Raw genomic sequence first — 26,691 nt, 5'->3', positions numbered from 1 at the left:
AGTCATAAACATAACCGTTTGCCTATCCCTTATCGTAAGGGGGAAACGGTGTCCTGTCTTTCATGGGGCTCGTTCAGCAGGCAAGCCGGCTCCCACAGGTTGGTGGGGTGTCAGCCACTTTATTGCAGGCGAAAAAAAAGGCCTTGCTAAGCAAGACCTTTCTTAATGTTGGTGCCCCGAGGGAGACTCGAACTCCCACTCCTTTCGAAAACGGATTTTGAATCCGCCGCGTCTACCAATTCCGCCATCAGGGCTCAATGGCGGCGAAGTATAGAGAGGTGATAACCGTCGGTCAATCAGGTACATGGAGAATTTTTGATATTTCCGCTAGACTTCCCGGCCCTGCTAGACGACACCCCATCATGCGCGTTGCTGACTTTACCTTCGAGCTCCCTGATTCGCTGATTGCCCGCCATCCTTTGGCCGAGCGTCGCAATAGTCGCCTGTTGACCCTGGATGGGGTCAGCGGCGCCCTGGCACACCGTCAATTCACTGATTTGCTGGAGCATTTGCGCCCCGGCGACTTGATGGTGTTCAACAATACCCGGGTGATTCCGGCGCGGCTGTTTGGCCAGAAGGCTTCCGGCGGCAAGCTGGAAATCCTGGTGGAGCGGGTGCTCGACAGTCACCGCGTGCTGGCCCATGTGCGCTCCAGCAAGTCGCCCAAGCCGGGGTCGAAGATCCTGATCGACGGTGGCGGCGAGGCCGAGATGCTGGCGCGGCACGATGCGTTGTTCGAGCTGGGGTTTGCCGAAGAGGTGTTGCCGCTGCTCGACCGCGTCGGGCACATGCCGCTGCCTCCTTATATAGACCGCCCGGATGAAGGCTCGGACCGCGAGCGTTATCAGACCGTGTACGCCCAGCGCCTGGGCGCGGTGGCGGCGCCGACGGCGGGGCTGCATTTCGATCAGCCGCTGATGGAGGCGATTGCCGCCAAGGGCGTCGAGACGGCGTTCGTGACCTTGCACGTTGGCGCCGGCACCTTCCAGCCGGTGCGTGTCGACAAGATCGAAGACCACCACATGCACAGCGAATGGCTGGAAGTCGGCCAGGACGTGGTGGATGCGGTCGCCGCGTGCCGGGCTCGCGGTGGGCGCGTGGTGGCGGTGGGGACCACCAGCGTGCGTTCCCTGGAAAGCGCCGCGCGCGATGGCGTGCTCAAGCCGTTCAGCGGCGACACCGATATCTTTATCTACCCGGGCCGACCGTTTCATGTGGTCGACGCCCTGGTCACCAACTTCCATTTGCCTGAATCCACGCTGTTGATGCTGGTTTCGGCGTTCGCCGGTTATCCCGAAACCATGGCGGCCTACAAGGCTGCCGTCGATAACGGGTACCGCTTTTTCAGCTACGGTGATGCGATGTTCATCACGCGTAATCCTGCGCCGACTGCCCCTAAAGAATCGGGCCCAGAGGAAACTGTATGAGTCGCACCTGTCGTATGTCTTTCGAGCTGCTGGCCACCGATGGCAAGGCTCGTCGCGGTCGTTTGACCTTCCCGCGCGGTACCGTCGAGACCCCGGCCTTCATGCCGGTGGGCACCTACGGCACGGTCAAGGGCATGCTGCCACGGGATATCGAGGCGATCGGCGCTGAAATCATTCTGGGCAACACCTTCCACCTGTGGCTGCGCCCGGGCACGGAAGTGATCAAGAAGCACGGCGACCTGCACGATTTCATGCAGTGGAAAGGCCCGATCCTGACCGACTCCGGCGGTTTCCAGGTGTTCAGCCTGGGCGCCATGCGCAAGATCAAGGAGGAGGGCGTGACCTTCGCTTCTCCGGTCGACGGCGCCAAGGTGTTCATGGGCCCGGAAGAGTCGATGCAGGTTCAGCGTGACCTGGGCTCGGACATCGTGATGATTTTCGACGAATGCACGCCGTACCCGGCCGACGAAGACGTTGCCCGCATTTCCATGGAGTTGTCCCTGCGTTGGGCCAAGCGTTCGAAAGAAGCCCATGGCGACAACACGGCGGCGCTGTTCGGCATCGTTCAGGGCGGCATGCACCAGGACCTGCGCATGCGCTCCCTGGAAGGCCTGGACAAGATCGGCTTCGACGGCCTGGCCATTGGCGGTCTGTCGGTGGGCGAACCCAAGCATGAAATGATCAAGGTGCTGGATTATCTGCCGGGCATGATGCCGGCTGACAAACCTCGTTACCTTATGGGCGTTGGCAAACCCGAAGACTTGGTTGAGGGTGTGCGCCGCGGTGTGGACATGTTCGATTGCGTGATGCCAACCCGTAATGCCCGCAACGGGCATCTGTTCATTGATACTGGCGTGCTGAAGATCCGAAACGCGTTCCATCGCCATGATGATTCGCCGCTCGATCCGACCTGCGATTGCTATACCTGCCAGAACTTCTCCCGCGCTTATCTGCATCACCTGGACAAGTGCGGCGAAATGCTGGGGAGCATGCTCAATACCATCCATAACTTGCGTCATTATCAAGTGCTTATGGCTGGTTTGCGCGAGGCTATTCAACAGGGTACATTGGCCGCCTTTGTCGATGCCTTCTACGCCAAACGCGGGTTACCTGTTCCGCCTTTGGACTGAGTTTTCTGACCCCAAGATTCAACATTTGCAACTGGAGTGCTAAATGAGCTTTTTTATCTCTAATGCCATGGCTGACGCTGCCGCACCGGCCGCTGCCGGCCCAATGGGTGGCGGTTTTGAGTGGATTTTCCTGGTCGGCTTCCTGGTCATCTTCTACCTGATGATCTGGCGTCCACAGGCCAAGCGCGCCAAAGAGCAGAAGAACCTGCTGAGCAGCCTGCAAAAAGGCGACGAAGTTGTGACCACCGGCGGCATCGCCGGCAAGATCACTAAAGTGGCCGACGATTTCGTCGTTCTGGAAGTTTCCGACACCGTCGAAATGAAATTCCAGAAAGGCGCCATCGCCGCCACGCTGCCAAAAGGCACGCTGAAAGCGATCTAAGTTCCAACTTCTACTCAATCGACGGGGCGCGCAAGGCGCCCCGCGTCATAAGCGGGCGGCGTGATGCTGAACAAATACCCTCTGTGGAAATACATTCTGATCCTGGCGGTGCTGGCGGTCGGTCTGATTTATTCCGCTCCCAATCTGTATCCTGATGACCCGGCGATTCAAATCAGCGGCGCGAGCACTGCCCTGCAGGTCAATCAGGCTGATCTGGACCGTGTGAGCACAGCGCTCAAAGAGTCCGGGATCAACGTCAAGGCCGCGACACTGGCCGCCAATGGCAAGGGCGGTCTGATTCGCCTGGTCAAGGCGGAAGACCAGTTGCCTGCCAAGGACGTCGTGCGCAAGGCATTGGGTGATGACTACGTCGTTGCACTGAACCTGGCGCAAACCACCCCGCAATGGCTGCGCAACCTCGGCGCGCACCCGATGAAGCTGGGTCTGGACTTGTCTGGTGGTGTGCACTTCCTGCTGGAAGTGGACATGGACAAAGCCCTCGATGCACGCCTGAAAGTCTACGAAGGCGACGTCAAGAGCCTGTTGCGCAAAGAGAAACTGCGCTATCGCAGCCTGCCGCAACTGGGCGGTGCCATTCAGCTGGGCTTCTCTGATGAAGCGAGCCGCGAACAGGCCCGTGCGCTGGTGCGCAAGAACTTCAACGATTTCGACATTGTTCCGGCCGACCTCAATGGCCAACCGGTGCTGCGTCTGGCGATGACCCCGGCCAAGCTGGCGGAAATCCGCGAATACTCCATCAAGCAGAACTTGACCACGGTCCGTAACCGCGTCAACGAGCTGGGTGTTGCCGAACCGATCGTTCAGCGTCAGGGGGCCAACCGTATCGTGGTTGAGCTGCCGGGCGTGCAGGACACTGCCGAAGCCAAGCGTATCCTCGGCAAGACGGCCAACCTTGAATTCCGCCTGGCGGCTGAGCCTGGCGCTTCGAAAGCCACTTCCGAAACCTTCGAGTTCCGTGAAGGCAAGCGTCCGCCGGCACAGATCGAGCGTGGCCTGATCATCACCGGTGACCAGGTGACCGACGCCAAGGCTGGCTTCGGCGAGCATGGCACGCCAGAAGTGAACATCCGTCTGGATGGTCACGGTGGCGAGCTGATGAGTCGTGCGACCCGCAGCAACGTGGGTCGCAGCATGGCGGTGATCTTCATCGAGCAGCGCCCGGTGACCACTTACGTCAAGCAAATGGTCAACGGCGTCGAGAAAGACGTACCGGTACAAACGTTTAAAGAAGAGAAGAAGATCATCAGCCTGGCGACCATTCAGTCGCCGTTGGGTGCCCAGTTCCGCATCACCGGCCTGAACGGCCAGGGCGAGTCGTCCGAACTGGCGCTGTTGCTGCGTGCCGGTGGTCTGGCCGCTCCGATGTACTTCGCTGAAGAGCGCACAATTGGCCCGAGCCTGGGTGCGGACAACATCACCAAGGGTATCGATGCATCGCTGTGGGGCATGCTGTTCGTCTCGCTGTTCATCATCGCCATCTACCGCTTCTTCGGCATCATCGCCACCGTCGCACTGGCGGTGAACATGGTGCTGCTGCTGGCCCTGATGTCGCTGCTGGGTGCAACGCTGACCCTGCCGGGTATCGCCGGTATCGTCTTGACCATGGGTATGGCGGTCGACGCCAACGTGCTGATCTTCTCGCGGATCCGTGAAGAGATCGCCGCAGGCATGACCGTACAACGGGCAATCAACGAAGGCTTCGGCCGGGCATTCACCGCGATTCTCGACGCCAACCTGACAACACTGTTGGTCGGCGGGATTCTCTTTGCCATGGGCACCGGCCCGGTCAAGGGCTTCGCAGTGACCATGTCCCTCGGGATCTTTACCTCGATGTTCACGGCCATCATGGTGACCCGCGCGATGGTCAACCTGATCTTCGGCGGTCGTGACTTCAAGAAGTTGTGGATTTAAGGGGCTGCCATGTTACGTACAATCAACTTCATGGGCGTTCGCAACTTTGCGTTCGGCGTCACATTGTTCCTCAGTGCGCTGGCCATTTTCAGCGTATTCCACAAGGGCATGAACTGGGGCCTGGACTTCACCGGCGGTACGCTCATCGAGCTGACCTACGAGCGTCCGGCCGACGTCACCAAGGTGCGTGAGCAACTGGTGACCTCCGGGTACCACGAGGCCATCGTGCAGAGCTTCGGTGCGACGACTGATTTGCTGGTGCGTATGCCAGGTGAAGACCCGCAACTGGGTCATCAGGTCGCTGAAGCGCTGCAGAAGGTTGGCGGCGATAACCCGGCAACGGTCAAGCGCGTCGAGTTCGTCGGCCCGCAGGTGGGTGAAGAGCTGCGCGACCAGGGCGGCCTCGGCATGCTGATGGCGCTGGGTGGCATCCTGATCTACCTGGCATTCCGCTTTCAGTGGAAGTTTGCGGTCGGTGCGATCGTGTCCTTGATCCACGACGTGATCGTGACCATCGGTATCCTGTCGTTCTTCCAGATCACCTTCGATCTGACGGTGCTGGCGGCGGTACTGGCGATCATCGGTTATTCGCTCAACGACACCATTGTGGTATTCGACCGGGTTCGTGAGAACTTCCGGGTACTGCGCAAGGCCAGCCTGATCGAGAACATCAACATCTCGACCACGCAAACCCTGCTGCGGACCATGGCGACGTCGATCTCCACCTTGCTGGCGATCGCGGCACTGCTGTTCTTCGGTGGCGATAACCTGTTCGGCTTCTCCATCGCCCTGTTCATCGGTGTTCTGGCGGGTACCTACTCGTCGATCTACATCGCGAACGTGGTGCTGATCTGGTTGAACCTGAACTCCGAGGATCTGATTCCTCCGGCGGCCACCGAGAAGGAAGTCGACGACCGTCCATAACGGCCATCGTTTTCCCGGTTGCAAGCCCTGAAAGGCGCGAGTTGAACTCGCGCCTTTTTTTGTGCTCCAAGGCTGGGAGAAGCGCGGACACGTTCCGCGGGTGATGGTCAGGAGGTTCATGTGAACAAGTCGATGCTGGTTGGTGCGGTACTGGGTGCTGTCGGTGTGACTGCCGGGGGTGCTGTGGCCACCTACAGCCTGGTTAAAAAAAGCGGCCCTGAGTTTGCTCAGGTTTTAGCCGTTGAGCCGGTCAAGACACAAATCAAGACTCCACGTGAAGTGTGCAAGGACGTCACGGTCACCCGGCAAGCGCCGGTGAAAGATCAGCATCAGATCGCCGGTACGGTGGTCGGTGCCTTGGCGGGTGGTCTGCTGGGTAACCAGATTGGCGGCGGCACCGGCAAGAAGATCGCCACGGTCGCAGGTGCGGTCGGTGGTGGTTACGCCGGTAACAAGGTTCAGGAAGGCATGCAGGAGCGCGACACCTACACCACAACCCAAACCCGTTGTAATACGGTGAATGACATCAGTGACAAGGTCGTGGGCTACGACGTGCGCTATTCGCTGGATGGCAAGGAAGGCAAGGTGCGGATGGATCGCGATCCGGGTAACCAGATTCCTGTGGATAAAGAAGGCAAGTTGATCTTGTCGCAGAATCAGCAGGGCCAATAAGCTCAGGCGTCAGATTCGAAAGGAAGCACCCTTCGGGGTGCTTTTTTGTGCCCGCGATTCTTGAGTTGTCCCACATCCCTTGTAGGGGCGAGCCTGCTCGCGATGATCGTCAACGATTACGCGGGGGTTCAGGTTTAATGCGGCGTCTTTGAGGGTGAATTCCAGACATAAAAAAAGCACCCCGAAGGGTGCTTTCTCTGTCGCTGGGCGCTTAGCGTTTCAGCGAGGCTGGCAGGTGCGGCTGGATGGCCGTCAGGACTGCCTTGAAGCATTTGGTGTTGCCGGCAACGATGTGGCCTTTTTCAAGGAAGTCGTGACCGCCGGTGAAGTCGCTCACCAGGCCGCCGGCTTCCTGAATCAGCAGGGCGCCTGCCGCCATGTCCCACTCGGACAGGCCCGACTCCCAGAACGCGTCGAAACGGCCGGCTGCCACGTAGGCCAGGTCCAGGCTCGCCGAACCAGCGCGGCGGATGCCGGCGGTCTGGCCCACCAGGGCGCGGAACATGCCCAGGTAGTTGTCGAGGTTGTCCATTTGATCGTCACGGAACGGGAAGCCGGTACCCAGCAGGGCGCCTTCCAGGCTGGTACGGCCGCTGACGCGCAGGCGACGACCGTTCAGTTGAGCGCCGCGACCACGGCTGGCGGTGAATTCTTCCTGGCGAACCGGGTCCAGAACAACGGCGTGTTCCAGGCGACCACGGTATTTGCAGGCGATGCTGACAGCGAAGTGAGGAATGCCGCGCAGGAAGTTGGTGGTGCCGTCCAGCGGATCGATGATCCACAGGTACTCTTCGCCTTCGATGCCGGTGCCGGCGTGCAGGCCGGTTTCTTCACCCCTGATCGAGTGATTCGGGTAGGCCTTGCGCAGTGCGTCGATGATTTTCTGTTCGGCGGCGCGGTCCACCTCGGATACGTAATCCTTGGCGTCTTTTTCGTCGACCTTGATGGTATCCAGGCGCTCGATGGAGCGGAAGATCAATTCACTGGCGCTGCGGGCGGCGCGCAGCGCGATATTCAGCATGGGCTGCATGGATGTGTCACCTAAGGTTGTTAAAGAAAGCCGGGCATTCTATCAGAAAGTTTCTACAGGTGAAGGTCAACGTTCGCTTTCGTGGCTTAACGGTAGGATGAGCTGTAAGATTCCGCTCCTTAATCCAGTGTTCGAGAGCGCCTCCCTTGCTGCAAAACATTCGTGTCGTGCTGGTCAATACCAGCCATCCGGGCAATATCGGCGGGGCTGCGCGAGCCATGAAGAACATGGGTCTGTCGCGGCTGGTGCTGGTTGAACCGCGGCTGTTCCCCCATCACGAGGCCGACGCCCGTGCCTCCGGTGCCGGTGACATCCTTGAAAAAGCGCAAGTCGTCGCCACTTTGGAAGATGCCTTGGTCGGCTGCAATCTGGTGCTGGGCACCAGTGCGCGTGATCGTCGTATTCCATGGCCGCTGCTCGATCCTCGCGAATGCGGTTCGAAAGTGGTTGAGGAGGCTGCGCAAGGCGCCGAGATCGCCTTGGTGTTCGGTCGTGAAGATTCCGGCCTGACCAATGAAGAGCTGCAGCGATGTCATTATCACGTGCACATCCCCTCAGACCCTGAGTTCAGCTCGCTGAACCTTGGGGCGGCGGTGCAGGTGTTGAGTTATGAAGTGCGCATGGCCTGGCTGGCCGCTCAAGGTCAGCCGACCAAGGTCGAGAAGGAAGAGGTGGCATCGGTCAAAAGCGCTGAGCTGGCGACCATGGATGAGCTGGAGCGATTCTATGAGCACCTGGAGCAAACCCTGGTGGCCATTGAGTTCCTCGATCCGGAAAAGCCACGGCACTTGATGGCGCGCCTGCGCCGGTTATACGGACGCAGCTCGGTCAGCCGGGCGGAAATGAATATTTTGCGTGGCATCCTCACGGAAACCCAAAAAGCGGCCCGTGGCGAGCTTCTGAAACGGAAGGATTAATGATGTTCGAGCGTTTGCGTGAAGATATCCAGAGTGTTTTCCATCGTGATCCGGCAGCGCGTAACGCCTTTGAAGTCCTGACCTGCTACCCGGGCATGCACGCTATCTGGATCCATCGCCTGTCTTCGATGTTGTGGCGCGCGGACCTGAAATGGCTGGCGCGGCTGGTGTCGAACTTCGGGCGCTGGTTGACCGGGATCGAGATTCATCCGGGCGCCAGGGTGGGTCGTCGCTTCTTTATCGACCATGGCATGGGCATCGTCATCGGTGAAACGGCTGAAATCGGCGATGACGTCACGATCTATCAAGGTGTGACCCTCGGCGGCACCAGCTGGAACAAGGGCAAGCGGCACCCGACTCTCGAGGATGGGGTAGTGGTGGGCGCCGGTGCCAAGGTGCTGGGCCCGTTCACCGTGGGTGCGGGGGCCAAGGTCGGTTCCAACGCCGTGGTCACCAAGGCTGTTCCGGCGGGTGCGACCGTGGTCGGGATTCCGGGGCGGATCATCGTCAAGTCCGATGAAGAGCAGGACGCCAGGCGCAAGGCGATGGCCGAGAAGATCGGTTTCGATGCCTACGGTGTCAGCGAGGACATGCCGGACCCGGTGGCGCGTGCCATCAACCAGTTGCTCGATCACCTGCAGGCGGTGGATGGGCGTCTGGAGGGGATGTGCGGGGCGCTGAAGGATCTGGGCAGTAATTACTGTGCCAAGGACTTGCCCGAGCTGCGCGAAGAAGATTTCGCCTGCGTGAAGGACAAGAACCAGAGTCAGGCCAGCTGATTCCGCGGCGGGTCGCAAATAGGCAGTGGCACAGCGCTAAGCGGTGTGCCATTGGGTCGCAGACCCTGCTATGATGCGCGCGCTCTTTTGCGGGTAAACCTGACTAAAGTACTAGGTCTTATAGTTGACTTAAATACTCAGGAATTGCATACTCGCCCCATTCCGAACTCCGTGGTAATTGTCCATGCGACTGACTACAAAAGGCCGATACGCCGTGACCGCCATGCTTGACCTGGCGTTGCACGCGCAGCACGGGCCCGTGTCCCTGGCCGATATCTCCGAGCGCCAAGGCATCTCCCTGTCCTACCTCGAACAGCTTTTTGCCAAATTGCGCCGCAGCAATCTGGTGTCCAGCGTCCGTGGTCCTGGCGGCGGCTACCAGCTGTCGCGCGACATGCAGGGCATTCAGGTCGCCCAGGTGATCGATGCGGTAAACGAATCGGTCGACGCCACCAAATGCCAGGGGCAGGGTGATTGCCATTCGGGCGATACCTGCCTGACTCACCACCTGTGGTGCGACCTGAGCTTGCAGATTCACGAATTTCTGAGCGGTATCAGCTTGGCTGACCTTGTGACTCGCCGTGAGGTACAAGAAGTAGCCCAGCGCCAGGATCAACGCCGTTGCAACAGCAAGGCGCCACGCCTGGACAAGATTGAAGCGTCCGCCGTCGAATGACAGCCAGAGAGCCAACGGCGCGCCAGCCAGCCTGATTTAGGAGATAGTCCATGAAATTGCCGATTTACCTTGATTACTCTGCGACTACCCCGGTTGATCCGCGTGTCGCGCAAAAAATGAGTGAATGCCTGCTGGTCGACGGGAACTTCGGTAACCCGGCGTCCCGTTCCCACGTGTTTGGCTGGAAAGCTGAAGAGGCCGTCGAAAACGCTCGTCGTCAGGTGGCCGATCTGGTCAACGCTGACCCGCGCGAAATCGTCTGGACTTCCGGTGCCACCGAATCCGACAACCTGGCAATCAAGGGCGCGGCGCATTTCTACGCCACCAAAGGCAAGCACCTGATCACCACCAAGATTGAGCACAAGGCTGTCCTCGACACCATGCGCCAACTGGAGCGTGAAGGCTTCGAAGTCACCTACATCGAGCCTCGCACCGACGGCCTGATCACGCCAGAGATGATCGAAGCCGAGCTGCGCGACGACACCATCCTGGTTTCGGTCATGCACGTGAACAACGAAATCGGCACCATCAACGACATCGCCGCCATCGGCGAGCTGACCCGTTCCAAGGGCATCCTGTTCCACGTCGACGCTGCTCAGTCCACCGGCAAGGTCGATATCGACCTGCAGAAGCTGAAAGTCGACCTGATGTCGTTCTCCGCCCACAAAACCTACGGCCCTAAAGGCATCGGCGCCCTGTATGTGAGCCGCAAGCCGCGTGTTCGCATCGAAGCGGCCATGCACGGCGGCGGTCACGAGCGCGGCATGCGTTCGGGTACCCTGGCGACCCACCAGATCGTCGGCATGGGTGAAGCATTCCGTGTGGCCAAGGAAGACATGGCCGCCGAGAACGTGCGCATCAAGGCCCTGAGCGACCGTTTCTTCAAGCAGGTCGAGCACCTGGAAGAGCTGTACGTCAACGGCAGCCTGACCGCCCGCGTTCCGCACAACCTGAACCTGAGCTTCAACTATGTTGAAGGCGAGTCGCTGATCATGGCGCTCAAGGATCTGGCGGTTTCGTCCGGTTCGGCTTGCACCTCGGCATCGCTTGAGCCTTCGTACGTACTGCGCGCCCTGGGCCGCAACGACGAACTGGCGCACAGCTCGATCCGTTTCACCTTCGGCCGTTTCACCACTGAAGAAGAAATCGACTACGCCGCGCAGAAAGTCTGCGAGGCCGTTACCAAGCTGCGCGCACTGTCGCCGCTGTGGGATATGTACAAAGACGGTGTCGACATTTCGAAAATCGAGTGGGCGGCACACTAATTAAATCGCCGTTAGCAGACACTGTAAAAACGTAGCGAGCGAAGGGAAGACAAGGAAAAAACAGGCGAGGATGCGGAGTTTACTGGTTGTAAATGAGCAGTCCGAGCCTGTTTTTGACGCAGGATTACCGAGCGCAGTAGTTTTTACAGGGTCTGAAGAGCGACTCTCTGATGAGTGAGGATTGAATCATGGCTTACAGCGAAAAGGTCATCGACCACTACGAAAACCCGCGCAACGTCGGCAAGATGGACGCGGAAGATCCTGATGTCGGCACCGGCATGGTCGGCGCGCCGGCGTGCGGCGACGTGATGCGCCTGCAGATCAAGGTCAACGAAGCCGGCATCATCGAAGATGCCAAGTTCAAGACCTACGGTTGCGGTTCGGCAATCGCTTCCAGCTCCCTCGCCACCGAGTGGATGAAGGGCAAGACCCTGGACGAAGCGGAAACCATCAAGAACACTCAGCTGGCTGAAGAACTGGCCCTGCCGCCAGTGAAAATTCACTGCTCCGTGCTCGCTGAAGACGCCATCAAGGCGGCCGTTCGCGACTACAAGCAGAAGAAAGGCTTGATCTGACTTTCAAGATTTGGCGACGAGTAAGGAGTCACCGATGGCTATCAGCATGACAGAAGCGGCTGCTCGACACGTGCGACGCTCCCTCGACGGGCGCGGCAAAGGTGAGGGGATTCGTCTGGGTGTTCGCACTACAGGCTGTTCCGGCCTTGCCTACGTGCTGGAGTTTGTCGACGAGGTGGTTGCGGAGGATCAGGTGTTCGAAAGTCACGGCGAGAAAGTGATCATCGACCCGAAAAGCCTGGCCTACCTGGACGGCACCGAGCTCGATTTCGTCAAGGAAGGGTTGAACGAAGGCTTCAAGTTCAACAATCCCAACGTGCGCGGTGAATGTGGCTGCGGCGAAAGCTTCAACATCTGAGGCGGCTCGTGGGTACTCCTTGTCATTTCGCATTATTTGAGCTGCAACCGAGTTTCAATCTGGATCTCGATCAGCTGGCTACGCGCTACCGTGAGTTGGCGCGCGGCGTTCATCCGGACCGCTTTGCCGACGCTTCCGAGCGTGAGCAGCGGCTGGCGCTAGAGCAATCCGCGAGCCTCAACGAGGCCTACCAGACGCTCAAGAGTCCACCCAAGCGCGCGCGATACTTGCTCGCCTTGAATGGTGGCGAGCTGCCGCTGGAGGTCACGGTGCATGATCCGGAGTTTCTTCTGCAGCAAATGGAGCTGCGTGAAGAGCTCGAAGACTTGCAGGACAGTGCAGACCTGAATGGCGTTGCCGCCTTCAAACGCCGCCTGAAAGCTGCCCAGGATGAGCTGAACCAAAGCTTCGCAGCTTGCTGGAACGATGCCGTGCAACGTGAAAAGGCCGAACGCCTGATGCGGCGCATGCAGTTCCTCGACAAGCTCACCTACGAAGTGCGCCAGTTAGAAGAGCGCCTCGACGATTAACCCAGTGCCGCTCCGGTCGCACGCCTGATATACAGATAAGTCCTGATTACGATGGCCCTACTGCAGATCGCCGAACCCGGCCAAAGTCCTCAACCGCACCAGCGTCGTCTGGCTGTGGGGATCGACTTGGGCACTACCAATTCGCTGGTCGCTGCGTTGCGCAGTGGTCTTTCCGAGCCTTTGGCTGACGCAGAGGGGCGGGTTATCCTGCCTTCCGCCGTGCGCTATCACGCCGATCGCGTCGAAGTTGGCGAATCCGCCAAACTGGCTGCCGCTACCGATCCTTTGAACACTGTGCTGTCGGTCAAGCGCTTGATGGGTCGTGGTCTGTCCGACGTCAAGCAATTGGGCGACCAGCTGCCGTACCGCTTCGTCGGTGGCGAATCGCACATGCCGTTCATCGACACAATCCAGGGCCCTAAAAGTCCGGTTGAAGTCTCTGCCGATATCCTCAAGGTCCTGCGCCAGCGTGCCGAGGCGACCCTGGGTGGCGAGTTGGTGGGCGCGGTGATCACCGTTCCGGCCTATTTCGACGACGCTCAGCGCCAAGCCACCAAGGATGCGGCCAAACTGGCCGGTCTGAACGTGCTGCGTTTGCTCAATGAGCCGACGGCTGCGGCGGTCGCTTACGGTCTGGATCAGCATGCTGAAGGCCTGGTCGCTATTTATGACCTGGGCGGCGGCACCTTCGATATTTCGATTCTGCGCCTGACCGGCGGTGTGTTCGAAGTTCTGGCGACTGGGGGCGATAGCGCTCTGGGCGGCGATGACTTCGATCATGCGATCGCTGGCTGGATCATCGAGAATGCCGGCTTGTCTGCCGACCTTGATCCGGGCGCGCAACGTAACTTGCTGCAAACGGCTTGCGCCGCAAAAGAGGCGCTGACTCATGCTTCGTCCGTTGAGGTTGCCTATGGCGACTGGAAAACCGAGCTGACCCGGGAAGCGTTCAATGCGCTGATCGAACCAATGGTCGCCCGCAGCCTGAAGGCCTGCCGTCGCGCCGTTCGCGATTCCGGCGTCGAGCTGGAAGAAGTGCACGCGGTGGTCATGGTCGGTGGTTCGACTCGTGTGCCTCGTGTTCGTGAAGCGGTCGCCGAGGCCTTCGGTCGTCAGCCATTGACTGAAATCGATCCGGATCAAGTGGTGGCCATCGGTGCTGCGATCCAGGCGGATACGTTGGCCGGCAACAAGCGCGATGGTGGCGAATTGCTGCTGCTGGACGTGATTCCGTTGTCCCTGGGACTGGAGACCATGGGCGGCTTGATGGAGAAGGTGATTCCTCGGAATACCACCATCCCTGTCGCCCGCGCCCAGGACTTCACGACTTACAAGGATGGCCAGTCGGCCATGGCGATCCATGTGCTGCAGGGTGAGCGCGAGCTGATCAGCGACTGCCGTTCCCTGGCGCGTTTCGAACTGCGCGGTATTCCGGCGATGGTGGCCGGTGCGGCGAAAATTCGCGTGACGTTCCAGGTTGATGCCGATGGTCTGCTGAGTGTTTCTGCGCGCGAACTGGGTTCGGGCGTCGAGGCCAGCATTCAGGTCAAGCCGTCTTACGGTCTGACCGATGGCGAAATCGCCAAGATGCTCAAGGACTCGTTCCAGCACGCCAATGACGACAAAGTCGCCCGCGTACTGCGTGAGCAGCAGGTCGATGCCCAGCGCCTGATCGAGGCGGTGCAGGCTGCCTTGGAGGCCGACGGCGACCGCTTGCTCGATGCTGAAGAGCGCCTGGTCATCGATGCACAGGTGCAGGAACTGACCGAACTGATGAAAGGGACCGATGGTTACGCCATCGAGCAGCAGACCAAGCGTCTGTCGCAAGTGACCGATGCCTTTGCTGCCCGCCGCCTGGACTCGACGGTGAAAGCCGCGCTGGCGGGGCGCAACCTGAATGAGATTGAGGAATAACGATGCCGCAGGTCATTTTTCTGCCACACGAAAAGTTTTGCCCGGACGGTATGGTTGTGGAGGCTGAGACTGGCACGTCCATCCTCGAACTGGCTCATGAGCACCATATCGAGATGGAAAGCGCCTGTGGTGGCGTCTGCGCCTGTACCACTTGTCATTGCCTGATCCGTGAAGGCTTCGACTCGCTGGAAGAGGCTGATGAGCTGGAAGAAGACTACCTTGACAAGGCTTGGGGGCTGGAAGCTCAATCGCGCCTGGCCTGTCAGGCGCGAGTCGGGACTGAAGACCTGACCATCGAAATTCCAAAATACTCGCTCAACCATGCGGCCGAAGCGCCGCACTGATTCAAGGAAATGAAATGAGTCTGAAATGGGTTGATGTGCTGGAAATCGCGATCCAGCTGGCCGAATCCAGGCCGGAAGTGGACCCGCGTTACGTGAACTTCGTCGATCTGCACAAATGGGTGCTGGCATTGCCGGAGTTCAGTGATGATCCGACCCGCGGTGGTGAGAAGGTGCTTGAAGCCATTCAGGCCGCCTGGATCGAAGAAGCAGATTAAGTCTGCGCCGTACGCAGTTAGGCAATACCCAAGAACCCGCGTATAATTCGCGGGTTTAATTTTTCGCAAATTACCGTTTCTGGAGTTACACCATGGCTGTTCAACGTACTTTCTCCATCATCAAGCCTGACGCCGTTGCTAAAAACGTGATCGGCAAGATCGTTTCCCGTTTCGAAGAAGCTGGCCTGCGCGTTGTAGCTTCGAAAATGAAGCAACTGTCGAAAGCCGAAGCTGAAGGCTTCTACGCTGAGCACAGCGAGCGCGGTTTCTTCGGTGACCTGGTTGCTTTCATGACCTCCGGTCCGGTTGTTGTTCAGGTTCTGGAAGGTGAAAACGCTATCGCTCGCAACCGTGAGCTGATGGGCGCTACCAACCCTAAAGAAGCTGCTGCCGGTACCATCCGTGCTGACTTCGCTGAATCCATCGACGCTAACGCTGTACACGGTTCGGACTCCGAAGCCGCTGCTGCTCGCGAAATCGCATACTTCTTCGCAGCTACTGAAGTAACCACTCGCTAAGCATTGGCTTAAGAGTGAAGGTGAATCCATGACTACATCGACTGTTAAAACCAACCTGCTGGGTCTGACTCAACAGGAAATGGAAAAATTCTTCGACTCAATCGGGGAGAAGCGTTTCCGTGCCGGTCAGGTAATGAAATGGATTCACCACTTTGGCGTCGATGATTTCGACGCCATGACGAATGTCAGCAAGGCCCTGCGCGAGAAGCTCAAGGCTGTTGCCGAGGTTCGCGGTCCGGAAGTGGTCAGCGAGGACATCTCCAGCGACGGTACCCGTAAGTGGGTCGTGCGCGTGGCGTCCGGCAGCTGCGTCGAGACCGTGTACATTCCCCAGGGCAAGCGCGGCACTTTGTGCGTTTCGTCCCAGGCAGGCTGTGCCCTGGATTGCAGTTTCTGCTCCACCGGCAAGCAAGGCTTCAACAGCAACCTCACCGCCGCCGAAGTGATCGGCCAGGTGTGGATTGCCAACAAATCCTTTGGCAGCGTCCCGGCGACCGTCGACCGTGCCATCACCAACGTGGTGATGATGGGCATGGGTGAGCCGCTGCTGAACTTCGACAACGTCATTGCCGCCATGCATCTGATGATGGATGACCTGGGCTATGGCATTTCCAAGCGCCGAGTGACCCTGTCCACCTCGGGCGTGGTGCCGATGATCGATGAGCTGTCCAAGCACATCGACGTCTCCCTGGCGTTGTCCCTGCACGCACCGAATGACGCATTGCGTAACCAATTGGTGCCGATCAACAAGAAGTATCCGCTTAAGATGCTGCTCGAGTCGTGCCAGCGCTACATGTCGTCCCTGGGCGAAAAGCGCGTGCTGACCATCGAGTACACCTTGCTCAAGGACGTTAACGACAAGGTCGAGCACGCGGTCGAGATGATCGAGTTGCTGAAGAACATTCCGTGCAAGATCAACCTGATTCCGTTCAACCCGTTCCCGCATTCCGGGTACGAGCGACCGAGCAACAACGCCATTCGCCGGTTCCAGGATCAGCTACATCACGCCGGTTTCAACGTCACTGTCCGCACCACCCGTGGTGAAGACATCGACGCGGCCTGTGGTCAATTGGTAGGGCAGGTGCTGGATCGCACCCGTCGCAGCGAACGTTATATCGCCGTGCGCGAGTTGAGCGCCGACAACGATATGGCGCAGAACGCCGCGAACAACAACTAAGAGAGGATCTCTATGTCCCTGCGCTTTGCGCTGCTTTTGCTGTTGGCCAGCCTGTGCGCTGGCTGTGTTCTTTCGGGCGATTACAATCCCATGAAGACCAGCAAGGGCCGTGATGAAGCGCGTGAGGCCTATGTGCAGCTCGGGATCGGCTATTTGCAGCAGGGCATGACCGAGCGAGCGAAAATACCGCTGAAGAAAGCGCTGGAGCTGGATGACGCGGACCCGGACGCCAACGCGGCGCTGGGCCTGGTATTCCAGGCTGAAATGGAACCGGAACTGGCCGACCAGCATTTTCGCAAGGCGCTGTCATCCCGCCCCGCCGATGCGCGAATCCTCAATAACTACGGCAGTTTTCTTTTCGAGCAGAAACGCTACAAGGACGCCTATGAGCGCTTTGAGCAGGCTGCGGCCGATACGCTGTATCCTGAGCGTTCGCGTGTGTTCGAGAACCTTGGCATGACGGCTTCTATGCTTGGCCAGCGTGATTTGGCCCAGCAACAACTGGAGAAAGCCCTGCGCTTGAACCATCAGCAGCCTCGCGCATTGCTGGAAATGGCTGAGTTGTCTTACGAAGACAGGCATTATGTGCCCGCGCGTGACTATTACGACCGTTTTAGCCTGCTCACCGAGCAAAATGCACGTAGTCTATTGCTCGGCGTTCGACTGGCAAAAGTGTTTGAAGATCGCGACAAGGCCGCCAGTGCGGGCCTGCAACTTAAACGACTCTATCCCGGTACACCGGAATATCAGCAATACCTGTCGGAGCAATGATGAAAGCGGCGCATCCCGAAGTTGTAGCAGCGAATCGCGTGAATCCCGGTGAGACCCTGCGCCAGGCCCGCGAAAGCAATGGCTGGTCGCTGGCCGAAGTGGCCCTCAAGCTCAACCTCACCGTCAATTCCCTGAGTAATCTGGAAGCCGGCGCTTTCGACAAGCTGCCCGGGCATACCTTTGCTCGCGGCTATATTCGCGCCTATGCCAAGTTGTTGGGGATGGATCAGGCCGTTCTGGTCCAGCAGTTCGACCAGTCCACCGGCACCGACTCCCAGGGCAGTAACGTTCACAGCCTGGGTCGCATCGAAGAGCCAGTCCGTGTTTCCCACACCATCTTGCGAATTGTCAGTCTGCTGTTGCTGATCGCAGTGATTGGCGGCGGTTTTGTCTGGTGGCAGGATCAGACCTCAATGCACACCAAGGATCTGGTCAGCCTGAGCCCGGAGCACGTGGAAGTCGAAGGCGCTGACGGCACCACCCAGATTCATCCACTGGACGAGCCGGAAGACCAGGCCGTCGCGCAAGGCCAGGCTGAAGGCGCAACCGCTCTTGCGTTGCCGCAGGCCGATACGTCGGCGCCAGCACCGGCCGAGGCTCAAGCGACCGCACCTGCGGTAGCGCCGGCCACTCCTGTGCCAGCTGCACCTGCGCACGCCACGGCTCCGGTTGTTGTCACTCCTGCGACCCCGGCGCCGGCAGTGCCCGCCGTACCAGCTCCTGCCGTGACCGCGCCGAACGTCCCAAGCACCCCGGCGCCTGCAGCTCCAGCGGTTGCCCCGGTCGCTGGCCAGGGCCAGGTTCAACTGCAATTCACGGCCGATTGCTGGACGCAAGTGAGCGATGGCACCGGCAAGGTGTTGTTGAGCGGCCTCAAGCGTAAAGGCGATAGCGTTTCCGTCAGCGGCAAACCGCCGTTTTCCGTACGCCTGGGCTACGCCCGTGGCGCTCAGGTGAGCTACAACGGCCAGCCAGTTGATGTTGCTCCATTCACCAGTGGCGAGACTGCTCGCCTGAAGTTGGGTCAATAAGTCATGCACGGCGAATCTCCAATCAAACGTCGCGAATCGCGCAAGATCTGGGTCGGTAACGTACCGGTTGGCGGTGATGCGCCAATCGCTGTGCAGAGCATGACCAACAGCGACACCAATGACGTCGCGGCCACCGTTGCACAGATCAATCGTCTGGAAGCAGCCGGTGTCGACATCGTGCGGGTCTCGGTGCCGGACATGGACGCTGCCGAGGCCTTCGGCAAAATCAAGCAACTGGTCAAGGTGCCGTTGGTTGCCGATATCCATTTCGACTACCGTATCGCGCTGCGTGTCGCCGAGCTGGGCGTTGACTGCCTGCGGATCAACCCGGGCAACATCGGCCGCGAAGATCGCGTGCGTGCCGTGGTCGATGCCGCCCGTGATCGCGGAATTCCGATTCGCATCGGCGTAAACGCCGGTTCCCTGGAAAAAGACCTGCAGAAAAAATACGGCGAGCCGACGCCCGCAGCACTGGTTGAGTCTGCCTTGCGCCACGTTGAACACCTCGAACGCCTGAATTTCCAGGACTTCAAGGTCAGCGTGAAAGCGTCCGATGTGTTCATGGCCGTCGAAGCCTACCGCCTGTTGGCCAAGGAAATCGTCCAGCCGTTGCACCTGGGGATCACCGAAGCGGGTGGTTTGCGTTCCGGCACAGTGAAATCTGCCGTGGGCCTCGGTATGCTGCTCGCCGAAGGGATTGGCGATACTATTCGCATCTCGTTGGCGGCTGATCCGGTCGAGGAAGTGAAAGTCGGCTACGACATTCTCAAATCCCTGCACTTGCGTTCCCGTGGCATCAACTTCATCGCCTGCCCGAGTTGTTCGAGGCAGAACTTCGATGTGGTTAAAACCATGAACGAGCTGGAAGGGCGTCTTGAAGACCTGCTGGTGCCGTTGGATGTTGCGGTCATCGGTTGCGTGGTCAACGGGCCCGGTGAAGCCAAGGAAGCCCATATCGGCTTGACCGGCGGCACGCCAAACCTGATTTACATCGACGGCAAGCCGTCGCAGAAACTGACGAATGACAATCTCGTGGATCAGCTCGAACGCTTGATCCGCGAGAAAGCGGCCGAAAAGGTCGAAGCTGACGCTGCCGTCATTGCGCGTGGCTGAGTCCGACCAAAGAGCCGAACGGAATTTAAGGATTTAATGTGAGCAAGTCTCTGCAAGCCATTCGTGGCATGAACGACATCCTGCCCGAACAGACCCCTCTGTGGCGTCACTTCGAGGGCACCGTTTCGCGTCTGCTGGATAACTACGGCTACAAGCAGATCCGCATGCCGATCGTCGAGTTCACCGAGCTGTTCAAACGCTCCATCGGTGAAGTGACCGACATCGTCGAAAAAGAGATGTACACCTTCGACGACCGTAACGGCGACTCCCTGACGCTGCGTCCGGAAGGCACGGCAGCCTGTGTGCGTGCGGTGCTCGAGCACGGCATCACCGGTGGTGGCCAGGTGCAGAAGCTGTGGTACATCGGTCCGATGTTCCGCCACGAGCGTCCGCAGAAAGGCCGTTATCGTCAGTTCCACCAGATTGGCGTCGAGGTGTTCAACCTCGATGGTCCGGACATCGATGCCGAGCTGATCGTGCTCACCTGGCGCCTGTGGGGCGAGCTGGGTATCCGTGACGCGGTCAAGCTCGAGCTCAACAGCCTGGGCACCAGCGAGTCCCGTGGGCGTTATCGCGAAGCACTGGTCGAGTTCCTGTCCGCTCACCTGGACAAGCTGGACGAAGACAGCCAGCGTCGCCTCAAGACCAACCCGCTGCGCGTGCTCGATACCAAGAACGCCGAGACACAAGCGATCCTGGTCGATGCGCCGAAAATGGCCGACTACCTGGACGAAGAGTCCCGCGTGCACTTCGAGGGCCTGAAGGCTCGCCTGGACGCCGCCGGCATTCCTTACGTGATCAACCCGAAGCTGGTTCGCGGGCTGGATTACTACAGCAAGACCGTTTTCGAATGGGTCACCGACAAACTCGGCGCCCAGGGCACCGTGTGTGCGGGTGGTCGTTACGACGGCCTGGTCGAGCAGATGGGCGGCAAGCCGACGGCGGGCGTTGGTTTTGCAATGGGCATCGAGCGTCTGGTCTTGTTGCTGGAAACCCTGGAGCAGATTCCGGAAGAGATCTCCCGCCAGGTCGACGTCTACCTCTGCGCCTTCGGTGAAGCCGCCGAGCTGGCTGGCCTGGCGTTGAGCGAGCGGGTTCGTGATCAGTTGCCCAACCTGCGCCTGCAAGTGAATGCCGGTGCCGGCAGCTTCAAAAGCCAGTTCAAGAAAGCCGACAAGAGCGGTGCGCTGTATGCACTGATCCTCGGTGACGACGAGATGGCCCAGCAAGTGGTAGGTTTCAAACCCCTGCGTGGCCAGGGCGAACAACAAAGCATTGCCTGGGATGCGCTTGCTGCACACCTGGCCACCTGCATCGTGCAGGGTTGAAGCTGTCTAAACAGCCGATTTAGCGATTAAGGAGTATTGGGGTGTCGAGTACCGAAGACGAACAGCTGGCGGATTTGAAGGACTGGTGGTCACGCAACGGCAAGCCCCTGGTTACTGGTGGCCTGTTGGCGCTGGTCATCGTGTTCGGCTGGCAAGCCTTTCACAAGTATCAGAGCAATCAGTCGCAAGGCGCCTCCATGCTCTATCAGCAATTGCTGGAAACCACGCTGACGCCTGACGGCAAGCCTGATGCGGCCCGTGTCTCGGACCTGGCTGCCAAGCTCAACAGTGAATTCGGCGGTAGCGCTTACGCGCAGTACGGCAGCCTGTTCGTGGCGAAAGTCGCCGTCGACAGCGGCAAGCTGGATGACGCAGCCACCGAACTGAAAGCCATCGTTGCCAAACCGGCCAATCCGGCACTGGGCGAAATCGCCCGTCAGCGCCTGGCTCAGGTGCTGGCCGCGCAGAACAAGACCGATGAAGCCCTGAAACTGCTTGAAGGCGATGCCGACAAAGCGTTCCTGGCCACTCGTGAAGAACTCAAGGGCGACCTGCTGGTGCAGTTGGGTCGTACCGATGAAGCGTACGCGGCGTATCAAAAAGCCAAGGCGGCACTGTCGGATGAAGCGGCGGTCGGTGGCCTACAAATCAAGCTGGACGACCTGGCTAAAGGGGATGCGTGACGTGATCCGTTGGAAACATGCAGCATTGCTGGCTCTGGCCCTGTTGGCCGCGGGTTGCAGCAGCAACAGCAAGAAAGAATTGCCACCGGCCGAATTGACTGACTTCAAAGAAGAAGTGGTTCTGAAAAAGCAGTGGAGCCGTTCGATCGGTGACGGTCAGGGCGAAACCTACAACATGCTGGTTCCGGCGATCGATGGCGATACCATTTATGCCGCCGATGTCACTGGTGTAGTGATTGCGATGGATCGCCACACCGGCGACGTCAAATGGAAGAAAGATCTCGAACTGCCTGTTTCCGGCGCTGTTGGCGTGGGTTACGGTCTGCTGACGATCGGTACGCTCAAGGGTGAAATCGTTGCCCTGGACGCCATCAACGGCGAAGAGAAATGGCACGCTCGCGTGTCCAGCGAAGTGCTCGCACCGCCGGCCAACAACGGTGATGTGGTTGTGGTCCAGACTCAGGACGACCGTCTGATCGGTCTGGATGCCACAACCGGCAGCCAGCGCTGGTTGTATGACAGCACTCCGGCGGTACTCACCCTGCGTGGCACCAGTGCCCCGATCGTGACCAACCGCCTCGCGGTGGCTGGTCTGTCGACCGGTAAAGTGGTCGCTCTCGACATTTCCAACGGCGTGCCGGTTTGGGAGCAGCGTGTAGCGATCCCGCAGGGCCGTTCGGAGCTGGAGCGCGTGGTCGACATCGACGGCGGCTTGCTGTTGTCCGGCGAGACGATCTACGTCGCGAGCTACCAGGGGCGCGTTGCTGCGCTAGACCTGCAAAGCGGTCGCCAGCTGTGGCAGCGTGATGCTTCCAGCTATGCTGGTGTTGCCCAGGGCTTCGGCAGTCTCTACGTGAGTCTGTCTTCGGGCACTGTCGAAGGCGTCGACGAGCGTTCCACCACGGCCTTGTGGAGCAACGATTCGTTGGCTCGTCGTCAGCTGTCGGCTCCTGAAGTGTTCTCCAGCTACGTTGCAGTGGGTGACCTGGAAGGTTACCTGCACCTGCTGAGTCAGGTGGACGGTCGTTTTGTCGGCCGCGAGCGCATCGACAGCGACGGCCTGCGTGCCCGTCCGCTGGTGGTGGGTGACACGATTTATGTATATGGCAACAGCGGCAAACTGGAAGCCCTGACCATTAAGTAACGGTTTGACTATGCTTGGGGTTAACCCCCCAGGCTGCTTCACTTGTAGGGGCGAGCCTGCTCGCGATGGACGTCAACGATTACGTTTTCTGTCTGAAAAAACGCGATGTTTTTGCGTTTTTCGCGAACAGTCCGCTCCTACAGTGATTGCCCCGAGCACCAGCCGCTGCCTCGCAGCGGCTTTTGTATTTTCTGAAATAACGAAGTGGAGAGCCGCATGGTTCCCGTAATCGCCCTGGTGGGCCGACCGAACGTCGGCAAGTCCACCTTGTTCAACCGCCTGACCAGGACTCGTGACGCCATTGTCGGCGACTTGTCCGGTCTGACCCGTGATCGCCAATACGGTGAGGCCAAGTGGCAAGGGCGTTCCTACATTCTGGTCGACACCGGCGGTATCTCCGGTGACGAGCATGGTATGGACGAAAAAATGGCCGAGCAGTCGCTGCTGGCCATCGAAGAAGCGGATGTTGTGTTGTTTCTGGTAGATGCCAAGGCCGGTTTTACCGCCGCCGACCAGATGATCGCCGAGCATTTGCGCAAACGTAACAAGCGTTCCTACGTGGTTGCCAACAAGGTCGACAACATCGACCCTGAAATGGCCCGCGCCGAATTCGCTCCGTTGGGCATGGGCCACGCGATTCCAATCGCGGGAGCTCACGGCCGAGGCATCACCCAGATGCTGGAAATCGCCCTGAGCGAATTCCCGAAAGACGAAGAAGAGCCGGAAGAAGGCGAGGAAGAGGAAGTCGCCGAGGGCGAAGAAGCCAAGCGCATTCCTGGTCCGAGCGAAAAAGACGGGATCAAGATCGCGATCATCGGTCGCCCGAACGTGGGCAAGTCGACCCTGGTCAACCGCATGCTCGGTGAAGACCGGGTCATCGTCTATGACCAGCCCGGCACCACTCGCGATAGTATCTACATCCCGTTCGAGCGTAACGACGAGAAGTACACGCTGATCGACACCGCCGGTGTGCGCAAGCGCGGCAAGATCCACGAAGAAGTCGAAAAGTTCTCCGTGGTCAAAACCCTGCAAGCGATCAAAGACGCCAACGTGGTGATCTTCGTGATGGACGCCCGCGAAGGCGTGGTCGATCACGACCTCAACCTGCTGGGCTTTGCCCTTGAAGCCGGTCGTGCGCTGGTCATCGCGATCAACAAGTGGGACGGCATGACGCCGAGCGAGCGCGACTTCGTGAAAGTCGAGCTGCAACGTCGTCTGTTCTTCGTCGACTTCGCCGACATCCACTTCATCTCGGCGCTGCACGGCACCGGCGTGGGCAACCTCTACGCGTCGGTACAGAACTCGTTCAAGTCTGCGGTCACTCGCTGGCCAACCAACCGCCTGACCCAGATTCTGGAAGACGCGGTCGGTGAGCATGCGCCACCGATGGTGAACAACCGTCGGATCAAGCTGCGTTATGCCCACCTGGGTGGCGCGAACCCGCCGATCATCGTGATTCACGGTAACCAGATCGAAAAGGTGCCGAAGTCCTACGTCCGTTACCTGGAAAACACTTACCGTCGTGTGCTCAAGCTGGTCGGTACGCCGATCCGCATCGAGTTCAAGGGCGGCGAGAACCCGTACGAAGGCAACAAGAACTCGCTCACCGACCGTCAGGTCAACAAGAAGCGTCGTTTGATGTCGCACCACAAGAAAGCCGACAAGAAGCGCCGCGACAAGCGCTAAGGCAGCCCTGAGTTACACGCTGCAAGCTTCAAGTCAAAACCAAAAAGGGGCCTGTTAAGGGCCCTTTTTTGTGCCTGATGGTTTGAGGCTTGACCGCTTGCGGCTTGTCGCTTGAAACTTGCAGCTCACCTGCAGGGGCCCACCGATGATCACCAGTAAGCTGCCGAATGTCGGCATCACTATTTTCACTCAGATGTCTCAGCTCGCGGCGCAGACCGGGGCGATCAACCTGTCCCAGGGTTTTCCCGATTTCGATGCCCCGCAAGCCCTTTGCGACGCGGTTGGTCGGCATATTGCCAATGGCCACAACCAGTATTCGCCAATGACCGGTTTGCCTGCGCTACGTCAGCAGATCGCGGCCAAGATCGCCCGTAGCTATGGCGTCAACATCGATGCCGACAACGAAGTGACCGTCACTCCCGGTGCGACCCAGGCGATTTTCTGCGCTATCCAGGCCGTTATCCACAACGGTGACGAAGTCATCGTGTTCGATCCGGCTTATGACAGTTACGAGCCTTCGGTTGAGTTGGCGGGTGGTCGTTGTGTTCACGTACAGCTGGGGCTGGACGATTTCAGCATCGACTTCGACAAGCTCGCCGCTGCGCTGAGCCCGCGTACGCGAATGATCATTCTCAATACCCCGCACAACCCCAGCGGTGCCTTGATCAGCCGCGCCGAGCTGGATCAGTTGGCGGCGTTGATCCGTGATCGCGACATCTACCTCGTCAGCGACGAGGTCTACGAACACCTTGTGTACGACGGCGTGCCACACGTCAGCGTGCTGGCCCATGAAGAGCTGTATCAGCGTGCATTCGTGGTCAGCTCATTCGGCAAGACTTATCACGTCACCGGCTGGAAAACCGGTTATGTCGTCGCGCCGCCGGCCCTGACTGCAGAGCTGCGCAAGGTGCATCAGTACGTCAGTTTCTGCGGTGTTACGCCACTGCAATACGCCTTGGCCGATTACATGGCCGAGCATCCGGAGCACATCGAAGAGCTGCCGGGTTTCTATCAGGCCAAGCGTGATCTGTTCTGCGATTTGCTCGCACCGTCGCGTTTCAGTTTCACCCGGGTGACAGGCACTTATTTTCAGCTGGTCGATTACTCGCAGATCCGTCCGGACCTCAACGACGTCGAAATGGCCTTGTGGATGACCCGCGAACATGGTGTGGCAAGTATTCCGATCTCGGTGTTCTACCAGACGCCACCCGAAGGCCAGCGCCTGGTGCGACTGTGCTTTGCCAAACGTGAGGAGACCCTGCGTGAAGCAGCGGAAAAACTATGCGTGATCTGAGTGTGCTTGCGAATCTGAACATCGCACTGATCCAGACTTCCCTGGCCTGGCATGACCGCAAGGCCAACCTGGAGCATTTCGAATCGCTGCTGGAACAGGCCCAAGGTGCAGACCTTATTATCCTGCCAGAGATGTTCACCACCGGGTTCTCGATGGAATCCGAGACCCTCGCTGAAGCGGAAAACGGCCCTACCAGCAAATGGCTGCGGGTTCAGGCGGCGAAGTTCGACGCGGTGATCACGGGCAGCGTCATCATTCAGGCGGCCGATGGCAGCCATCGCAATCGCCTGTTGTGGGCGCGGCCGGACGGTGAGGTGTTGCACTATGACAAGCGCCATCTGTTCCGCATGGCGGGTGAACATCACCACTACACCCCCGGCGAGCGTCAGGTGCAGTTCGAACTCAAGGGCTGGCGCGTGCGGCCGTTGATTTGCTACGACCTGCGCTTCCCGGTGTGGAGTCGCGATGCCCAGGACACTGACCTGTTGCTATACACCGCCAACTGGCCGGGTGCACGACGCCAGCACTGGAACCGCTTGCTGCCGGCGCGGGCCATCGAAAACCTGTGCTACGTGGCGGCGGTGAATCGTGTCGGTACGGACGGCAAAGGCTTCGCGTATACCGGTGACAGCCAGGTGCTGGATTTCCAGGGTGAGACACTGCTCAGTGCCGGTGAGGCTGACGGGGTGTTCAAGGTGGTACTCGATGCGGCGGAACTGGCGGCGTATCGCACGCGGTTTCCGGCGAATCTGGATGCCGATACTTTCGAGTTCACCTGAGTTCGTCGTCGCCTGACCTGGCCCCTTCGCGGGCTTGCCCGCGAAGGGGCCGGTTCAGACAGCACAATACCAGCAGGCAAAAAAAGGGCCCGCGGTT

General features: G+C 59.2%; 28 protein-coding genes and 1 tRNA gene. 27 read left to right on the top strand and 2 right to left on the bottom strand.

Going from position 1 to position 26,691, the window contains the following annotated elements:
- Nucleotides 1-169: 169 nt before the first annotated feature.
- Nucleotides 170-254 (bottom strand) — tRNA-Leu (locus tag AC1Q6D_RS32425).
- 108 nt (nucleotides 255-362) lie between these two features.
- On the opposite strand from AC1Q6D_RS32425, the gene queA reads away from it, so the two are divergent.
- The 6 genes from queA (at nucleotide 363) to AC1Q6D_RS32395 (ending at nucleotide 6,467) form a co-directional block, all read left to right on the top strand.
- Nucleotides 363-1,427: a tRNA preQ1(34) S-adenosylmethionine ribosyltransferase-isomerase QueA gene (queA, locus tag AC1Q6D_RS32420; protein ID WP_047538040.1), complete on the top strand. Its 1,065-nt coding sequence runs from the start codon at nucleotides 363-365 to the stop codon at nucleotides 1,425-1,427.
- A gap of 14 nt (nucleotides 1,428-1,441) precedes the next feature.
- The gene (gene tgt / locus AC1Q6D_RS32415; protein WP_161793961.1) at nucleotides 1,442-2,557 is read left to right on the top strand and encodes a tRNA guanosine(34) transglycosylase Tgt; all 1,116 of its coding nucleotides are present in this window, start codon (nucleotides 1,442-1,444) and stop codon (nucleotides 2,555-2,557) included.
- A gap of 43 nt (nucleotides 2,558-2,600) precedes the next feature.
- A complete protein-coding gene (yajC, locus tag AC1Q6D_RS32410; protein ID WP_007916913.1) occupies nucleotides 2,601-2,939 on the top strand; it encodes a preprotein translocase subunit YajC in 339 nt (112 codons plus the stop codon).
- Between the two features lie 63 nt (nucleotides 2,940-3,002).
- Nucleotides 3,003-4,871 carry a protein translocase subunit SecD gene (secD, locus tag AC1Q6D_RS32405; RefSeq protein ID WP_090467291.1) on the top strand — a complete coding sequence of 623 codons (1,869 nt, stop codon included), beginning with the start codon at nucleotides 3,003-3,005 and terminating at the stop codon, nucleotides 4,869-4,871.
- A 9-nt stretch (nucleotides 4,872-4,880) separates the two neighbouring features.
- Nucleotides 4,881-5,795: a protein translocase subunit SecF gene (secF, locus tag AC1Q6D_RS32400; RefSeq protein WP_047538052.1), complete on the top strand. Its 915-nt coding sequence runs from the start codon at nucleotides 4,881-4,883 to the stop codon at nucleotides 5,793-5,795.
- 120 nt (nucleotides 5,796-5,915) lie between these two features.
- Nucleotides 5,916-6,467, top strand: a complete 552-nt coding sequence (locus tag AC1Q6D_RS32395) for a glycine zipper 2TM domain-containing protein (protein WP_047538056.1) — start codon at nucleotides 5,916-5,918, stop codon at nucleotides 6,465-6,467.
- A gap of 211 nt (nucleotides 6,468-6,678) precedes the next feature.
- On the opposite strand, the gene suhB is transcribed toward AC1Q6D_RS32395, so the two are convergent.
- Entirely contained in the window at nucleotides 6,679-7,497 is an 819-nt protein-coding gene (suhB, locus tag AC1Q6D_RS32390; RefSeq protein ID WP_047538060.1) for a type III secretion system regulator SuhB, read from the bottom strand.
- A 146-nt stretch (nucleotides 7,498-7,643) separates the two neighbouring features.
- Between suhB and trmJ the strand changes: the two genes are divergently transcribed.
- The 21 genes from trmJ (at nucleotide 7,644) to AC1Q6D_RS32285 (ending at nucleotide 26,594) form a co-directional block, all read left to right on the top strand.
- Entirely contained in the window at nucleotides 7,644-8,414 is a 771-nt protein-coding gene (gene trmJ, locus AC1Q6D_RS32385; RefSeq protein ID WP_047538063.1) for a tRNA (cytosine(32)/uridine(32)-2'-O)-methyltransferase TrmJ, read from the top strand.
- Nucleotides 8,415-8,416: 2 nt separating this feature from the next.
- Complete coding sequence (gene cysE / locus AC1Q6D_RS32380; protein ID WP_103405828.1) at nucleotides 8,417-9,193, top strand: serine O-acetyltransferase; 777 nt, start codon at nucleotides 8,417-8,419, stop codon at nucleotides 9,191-9,193.
- A 184-nt stretch (nucleotides 9,194-9,377) separates the two neighbouring features.
- Nucleotides 9,378-9,869 (top strand): Fe-S cluster assembly transcriptional regulator IscR, encoded by a 492-nt coding sequence (iscR, locus tag AC1Q6D_RS32375; RefSeq protein ID WP_003227911.1) that lies wholly within the window; start codon nucleotides 9,378-9,380, stop codon nucleotides 9,867-9,869.
- A gap of 50 nt (nucleotides 9,870-9,919) precedes the next feature.
- Nucleotides 9,920-11,134 carry an IscS subfamily cysteine desulfurase gene (locus AC1Q6D_RS32370; protein WP_047538066.1) on the top strand — a complete coding sequence of 405 codons (1,215 nt, stop codon included), beginning with the start codon at nucleotides 9,920-9,922 and terminating at the stop codon, nucleotides 11,132-11,134.
- 188 nt (nucleotides 11,135-11,322) lie between these two features.
- The gene (gene iscU / locus AC1Q6D_RS32365; protein WP_028620148.1) at nucleotides 11,323-11,709 is read left to right on the top strand and encodes a Fe-S cluster assembly scaffold IscU; all 387 of its coding nucleotides are present in this window, start codon (nucleotides 11,323-11,325) and stop codon (nucleotides 11,707-11,709) included.
- A gap of 34 nt (nucleotides 11,710-11,743) precedes the next feature.
- Nucleotides 11,744-12,067, top strand: a complete 324-nt coding sequence (gene iscA, locus AC1Q6D_RS32360; protein WP_003227904.1) for an iron-sulfur cluster assembly protein IscA — start codon at nucleotides 11,744-11,746, stop codon at nucleotides 12,065-12,067.
- Between the two features lie 8 nt (nucleotides 12,068-12,075).
- Nucleotides 12,076-12,597, top strand: coding sequence for a co-chaperone HscB (gene hscB, locus AC1Q6D_RS32355; protein ID WP_103405826.1), 522 nt, complete (start codon nucleotides 12,076-12,078; stop codon nucleotides 12,595-12,597).
- Nucleotides 12,598-12,648: 51 nt separating this feature from the next.
- Nucleotides 12,649-14,511: a Fe-S protein assembly chaperone HscA gene (gene hscA, locus AC1Q6D_RS32350; protein ID WP_103405825.1), complete on the top strand. Its 1,863-nt coding sequence runs from the start codon at nucleotides 12,649-12,651 to the stop codon at nucleotides 14,509-14,511.
- A gap of 2 nt (nucleotides 14,512-14,513) precedes the next feature.
- On the top strand, nucleotides 14,514-14,855 hold the full coding sequence (fdx, locus tag AC1Q6D_RS32345) for an ISC system 2Fe-2S type ferredoxin (RefSeq protein WP_047538082.1): 342 nt from the start codon (nucleotides 14,514-14,516) through the stop codon (nucleotides 14,853-14,855).
- Nucleotides 14,856-14,869: 14 nt separating this feature from the next.
- Nucleotides 14,870-15,070, top strand: coding sequence for a Fe-S cluster assembly protein IscX (gene iscX / locus AC1Q6D_RS32340; protein ID WP_047538086.1), 201 nt, complete (start codon nucleotides 14,870-14,872; stop codon nucleotides 15,068-15,070).
- A 92-nt stretch (nucleotides 15,071-15,162) separates the two neighbouring features.
- Nucleotides 15,163-15,588 (top strand): nucleoside-diphosphate kinase, encoded by a 426-nt coding sequence (gene ndk / locus AC1Q6D_RS32335; protein WP_047538089.1) that lies wholly within the window; start codon nucleotides 15,163-15,165, stop codon nucleotides 15,586-15,588.
- A 28-nt stretch (nucleotides 15,589-15,616) separates the two neighbouring features.
- On the top strand, nucleotides 15,617-16,765 hold the full coding sequence (gene rlmN, locus AC1Q6D_RS32330; protein WP_047538092.1) for a dual-specificity RNA methyltransferase RlmN: 1,149 nt from the start codon (nucleotides 15,617-15,619) through the stop codon (nucleotides 16,763-16,765).
- A 12-nt stretch (nucleotides 16,766-16,777) separates the two neighbouring features.
- On the top strand, nucleotides 16,778-17,536 hold the full coding sequence (gene pilW, locus AC1Q6D_RS32325; RefSeq protein ID WP_103405824.1) for a type IV pilus biogenesis/stability protein PilW: 759 nt from the start codon (nucleotides 16,778-16,780) through the stop codon (nucleotides 17,534-17,536).
- On the top strand, nucleotides 17,536-18,567 hold the full coding sequence (locus tag AC1Q6D_RS32320) for a RodZ domain-containing protein (protein WP_103405823.1): 1,032 nt from the start codon (nucleotides 17,536-17,538) through the stop codon (nucleotides 18,565-18,567). The genes pilW and AC1Q6D_RS32320 overlap by 1 nt, the downstream gene beginning before the upstream one ends.
- A 3-nt stretch (nucleotides 18,568-18,570) precedes the next feature.
- Nucleotides 18,571-19,680 (top strand): flavodoxin-dependent (E)-4-hydroxy-3-methylbut-2-enyl-diphosphate synthase, encoded by a 1,110-nt coding sequence (gene ispG, locus AC1Q6D_RS32315; protein ID WP_103405822.1) that lies wholly within the window; start codon nucleotides 18,571-18,573, stop codon nucleotides 19,678-19,680.
- A 38-nt stretch (nucleotides 19,681-19,718) separates the two neighbouring features.
- Nucleotides 19,719-21,008 (top strand): histidine--tRNA ligase, encoded by a 1,290-nt coding sequence (gene hisS, locus AC1Q6D_RS32310; protein ID WP_103405821.1) that lies wholly within the window; start codon nucleotides 19,719-19,721, stop codon nucleotides 21,006-21,008.
- Between the two features lie 41 nt (nucleotides 21,009-21,049).
- On the top strand, nucleotides 21,050-21,691 hold the full coding sequence (locus tag AC1Q6D_RS32305; protein WP_090467297.1) for a tetratricopeptide repeat protein: 642 nt from the start codon (nucleotides 21,050-21,052) through the stop codon (nucleotides 21,689-21,691).
- Nucleotides 21,684-22,835 carry an outer membrane protein assembly factor BamB gene (gene bamB / locus AC1Q6D_RS32300; protein ID WP_103405820.1) on the top strand — a complete coding sequence of 384 codons (1,152 nt, stop codon included), beginning with the start codon at nucleotides 21,684-21,686 and terminating at the stop codon, nucleotides 22,833-22,835. The genes AC1Q6D_RS32305 and bamB overlap by 8 nt, the downstream gene beginning before the upstream one ends.
- Nucleotides 22,836-23,051: 216 nt before the next feature.
- Nucleotides 23,052-24,521, top strand: a complete 1,470-nt coding sequence (gene der / locus AC1Q6D_RS32295; protein WP_103405819.1) for a ribosome biogenesis GTPase Der — start codon at nucleotides 23,052-23,054, stop codon at nucleotides 24,519-24,521.
- A 145-nt stretch (nucleotides 24,522-24,666) separates the two neighbouring features.
- Entirely contained in the window at nucleotides 24,667-25,815 is a 1,149-nt protein-coding gene (locus tag AC1Q6D_RS32290; RefSeq protein ID WP_103405818.1) for a pyridoxal phosphate-dependent aminotransferase, read from the top strand.
- On the top strand, nucleotides 25,803-26,594 hold the full coding sequence (locus AC1Q6D_RS32285; protein WP_103405817.1) for an amidohydrolase: 792 nt from the start codon (nucleotides 25,803-25,805) through the stop codon (nucleotides 26,592-26,594). Before AC1Q6D_RS32290 ends, AC1Q6D_RS32285 begins: the two co-directional genes overlap by 13 nt.
- Nucleotides 26,595-26,691: the final 97 nt, after the last annotated feature.

The organism is Pseudomonas sp. MT92, from assembly GCF_058792515.1.
This window is presented reverse-complemented; position numbering and strand designations above follow the sequence as displayed.

Excerpts from the sequence above, each read along its gene's own strand:
- tgt (WP_161793961.1), top strand. The coding sequence starts at position 1,442 with ATGTCTTTCGAGCTGCTGGCCACCGATGGCAAGGCTCGTCGCGGTCGT.
- iscR (WP_003227911.1), top strand. The coding sequence starts at position 9,378 with ATGCGACTGACTACAAAAGGCCGATACGCCGTGACCGCCATGCTTGAC.
- iscA (WP_003227904.1), top strand. The coding sequence starts at position 11,744 with ATGGCTATCAGCATGACAGAAGCGGCTGCTCGACACGTGCGACGCTCC.
- secF (WP_047538052.1), top strand. The coding sequence starts at position 4,881 with ATGTTACGTACAATCAACTTCATGGGCGTTCGCAACTTTGCGTTCGGC.
- AC1Q6D_RS32370 (WP_047538066.1), top strand. The coding sequence starts at position 9,920 with ATGAAATTGCCGATTTACCTTGATTACTCTGCGACTACCCCGGTTGAT.
- queA (WP_047538040.1), top strand. The coding sequence starts at position 363 with ATGCGCGTTGCTGACTTTACCTTCGAGCTCCCTGATTCGCTGATTGCC.
- cysE (WP_103405828.1), top strand. The coding sequence starts at position 8,417 with ATGTTCGAGCGTTTGCGTGAAGATATCCAGAGTGTTTTCCATCGTGAT.
- hscA (WP_103405825.1), top strand. The coding sequence starts at position 12,649 with ATGGCCCTACTGCAGATCGCCGAACCCGGCCAAAGTCCTCAACCGCAC.
- fdx (WP_047538082.1), top strand. The coding sequence starts at position 14,514 with ATGCCGCAGGTCATTTTTCTGCCACACGAAAAGTTTTGCCCGGACGGT.
- secD (WP_090467291.1), top strand. The coding sequence starts at position 3,003 with ATGCTGAACAAATACCCTCTGTGGAAATACATTCTGATCCTGGCGGTG.
- ndk (WP_047538089.1), top strand. The coding sequence starts at position 15,163 with ATGGCTGTTCAACGTACTTTCTCCATCATCAAGCCTGACGCCGTTGCT.
- rlmN (WP_047538092.1), top strand. The coding sequence starts at position 15,617 with ATGACTACATCGACTGTTAAAACCAACCTGCTGGGTCTGACTCAACAG.
- AC1Q6D_RS32290 (WP_103405818.1), top strand. The coding sequence starts at position 24,667 with ATGATCACCAGTAAGCTGCCGAATGTCGGCATCACTATTTTCACTCAG.
- AC1Q6D_RS32320 (WP_103405823.1), top strand. The coding sequence starts at position 17,536 with ATGAAAGCGGCGCATCCCGAAGTTGTAGCAGCGAATCGCGTGAATCCC.
- iscU (WP_028620148.1), top strand. The coding sequence starts at position 11,323 with ATGGCTTACAGCGAAAAGGTCATCGACCACTACGAAAACCCGCGCAAC.
- yajC (WP_007916913.1), top strand. The coding sequence starts at position 2,601 with ATGAGCTTTTTTATCTCTAATGCCATGGCTGACGCTGCCGCACCGGCC.
- iscX (WP_047538086.1), top strand. The coding sequence starts at position 14,870 with ATGAGTCTGAAATGGGTTGATGTGCTGGAAATCGCGATCCAGCTGGCC.
- bamB (WP_103405820.1), top strand. The coding sequence starts at position 21,684 with ATGCGTGACGTGATCCGTTGGAAACATGCAGCATTGCTGGCTCTGGCC.
- AC1Q6D_RS32285 (WP_103405817.1), top strand. The coding sequence starts at position 25,803 with ATGCGTGATCTGAGTGTGCTTGCGAATCTGAACATCGCACTGATCCAG.
- suhB (WP_047538060.1), bottom strand. The coding sequence starts at position 7,497 with ATGCAGCCCATGCTGAATATCGCGCTGCGCGCCGCCCGCAGCGCCAGT.
- pilW (WP_103405824.1), top strand. The coding sequence starts at position 16,778 with ATGTCCCTGCGCTTTGCGCTGCTTTTGCTGTTGGCCAGCCTGTGCGCT.
- der (WP_103405819.1), top strand. The coding sequence starts at position 23,052 with ATGGTTCCCGTAATCGCCCTGGTGGGCCGACCGAACGTCGGCAAGTCC.
- ispG (WP_103405822.1), top strand. The coding sequence starts at position 18,571 with ATGCACGGCGAATCTCCAATCAAACGTCGCGAATCGCGCAAGATCTGG.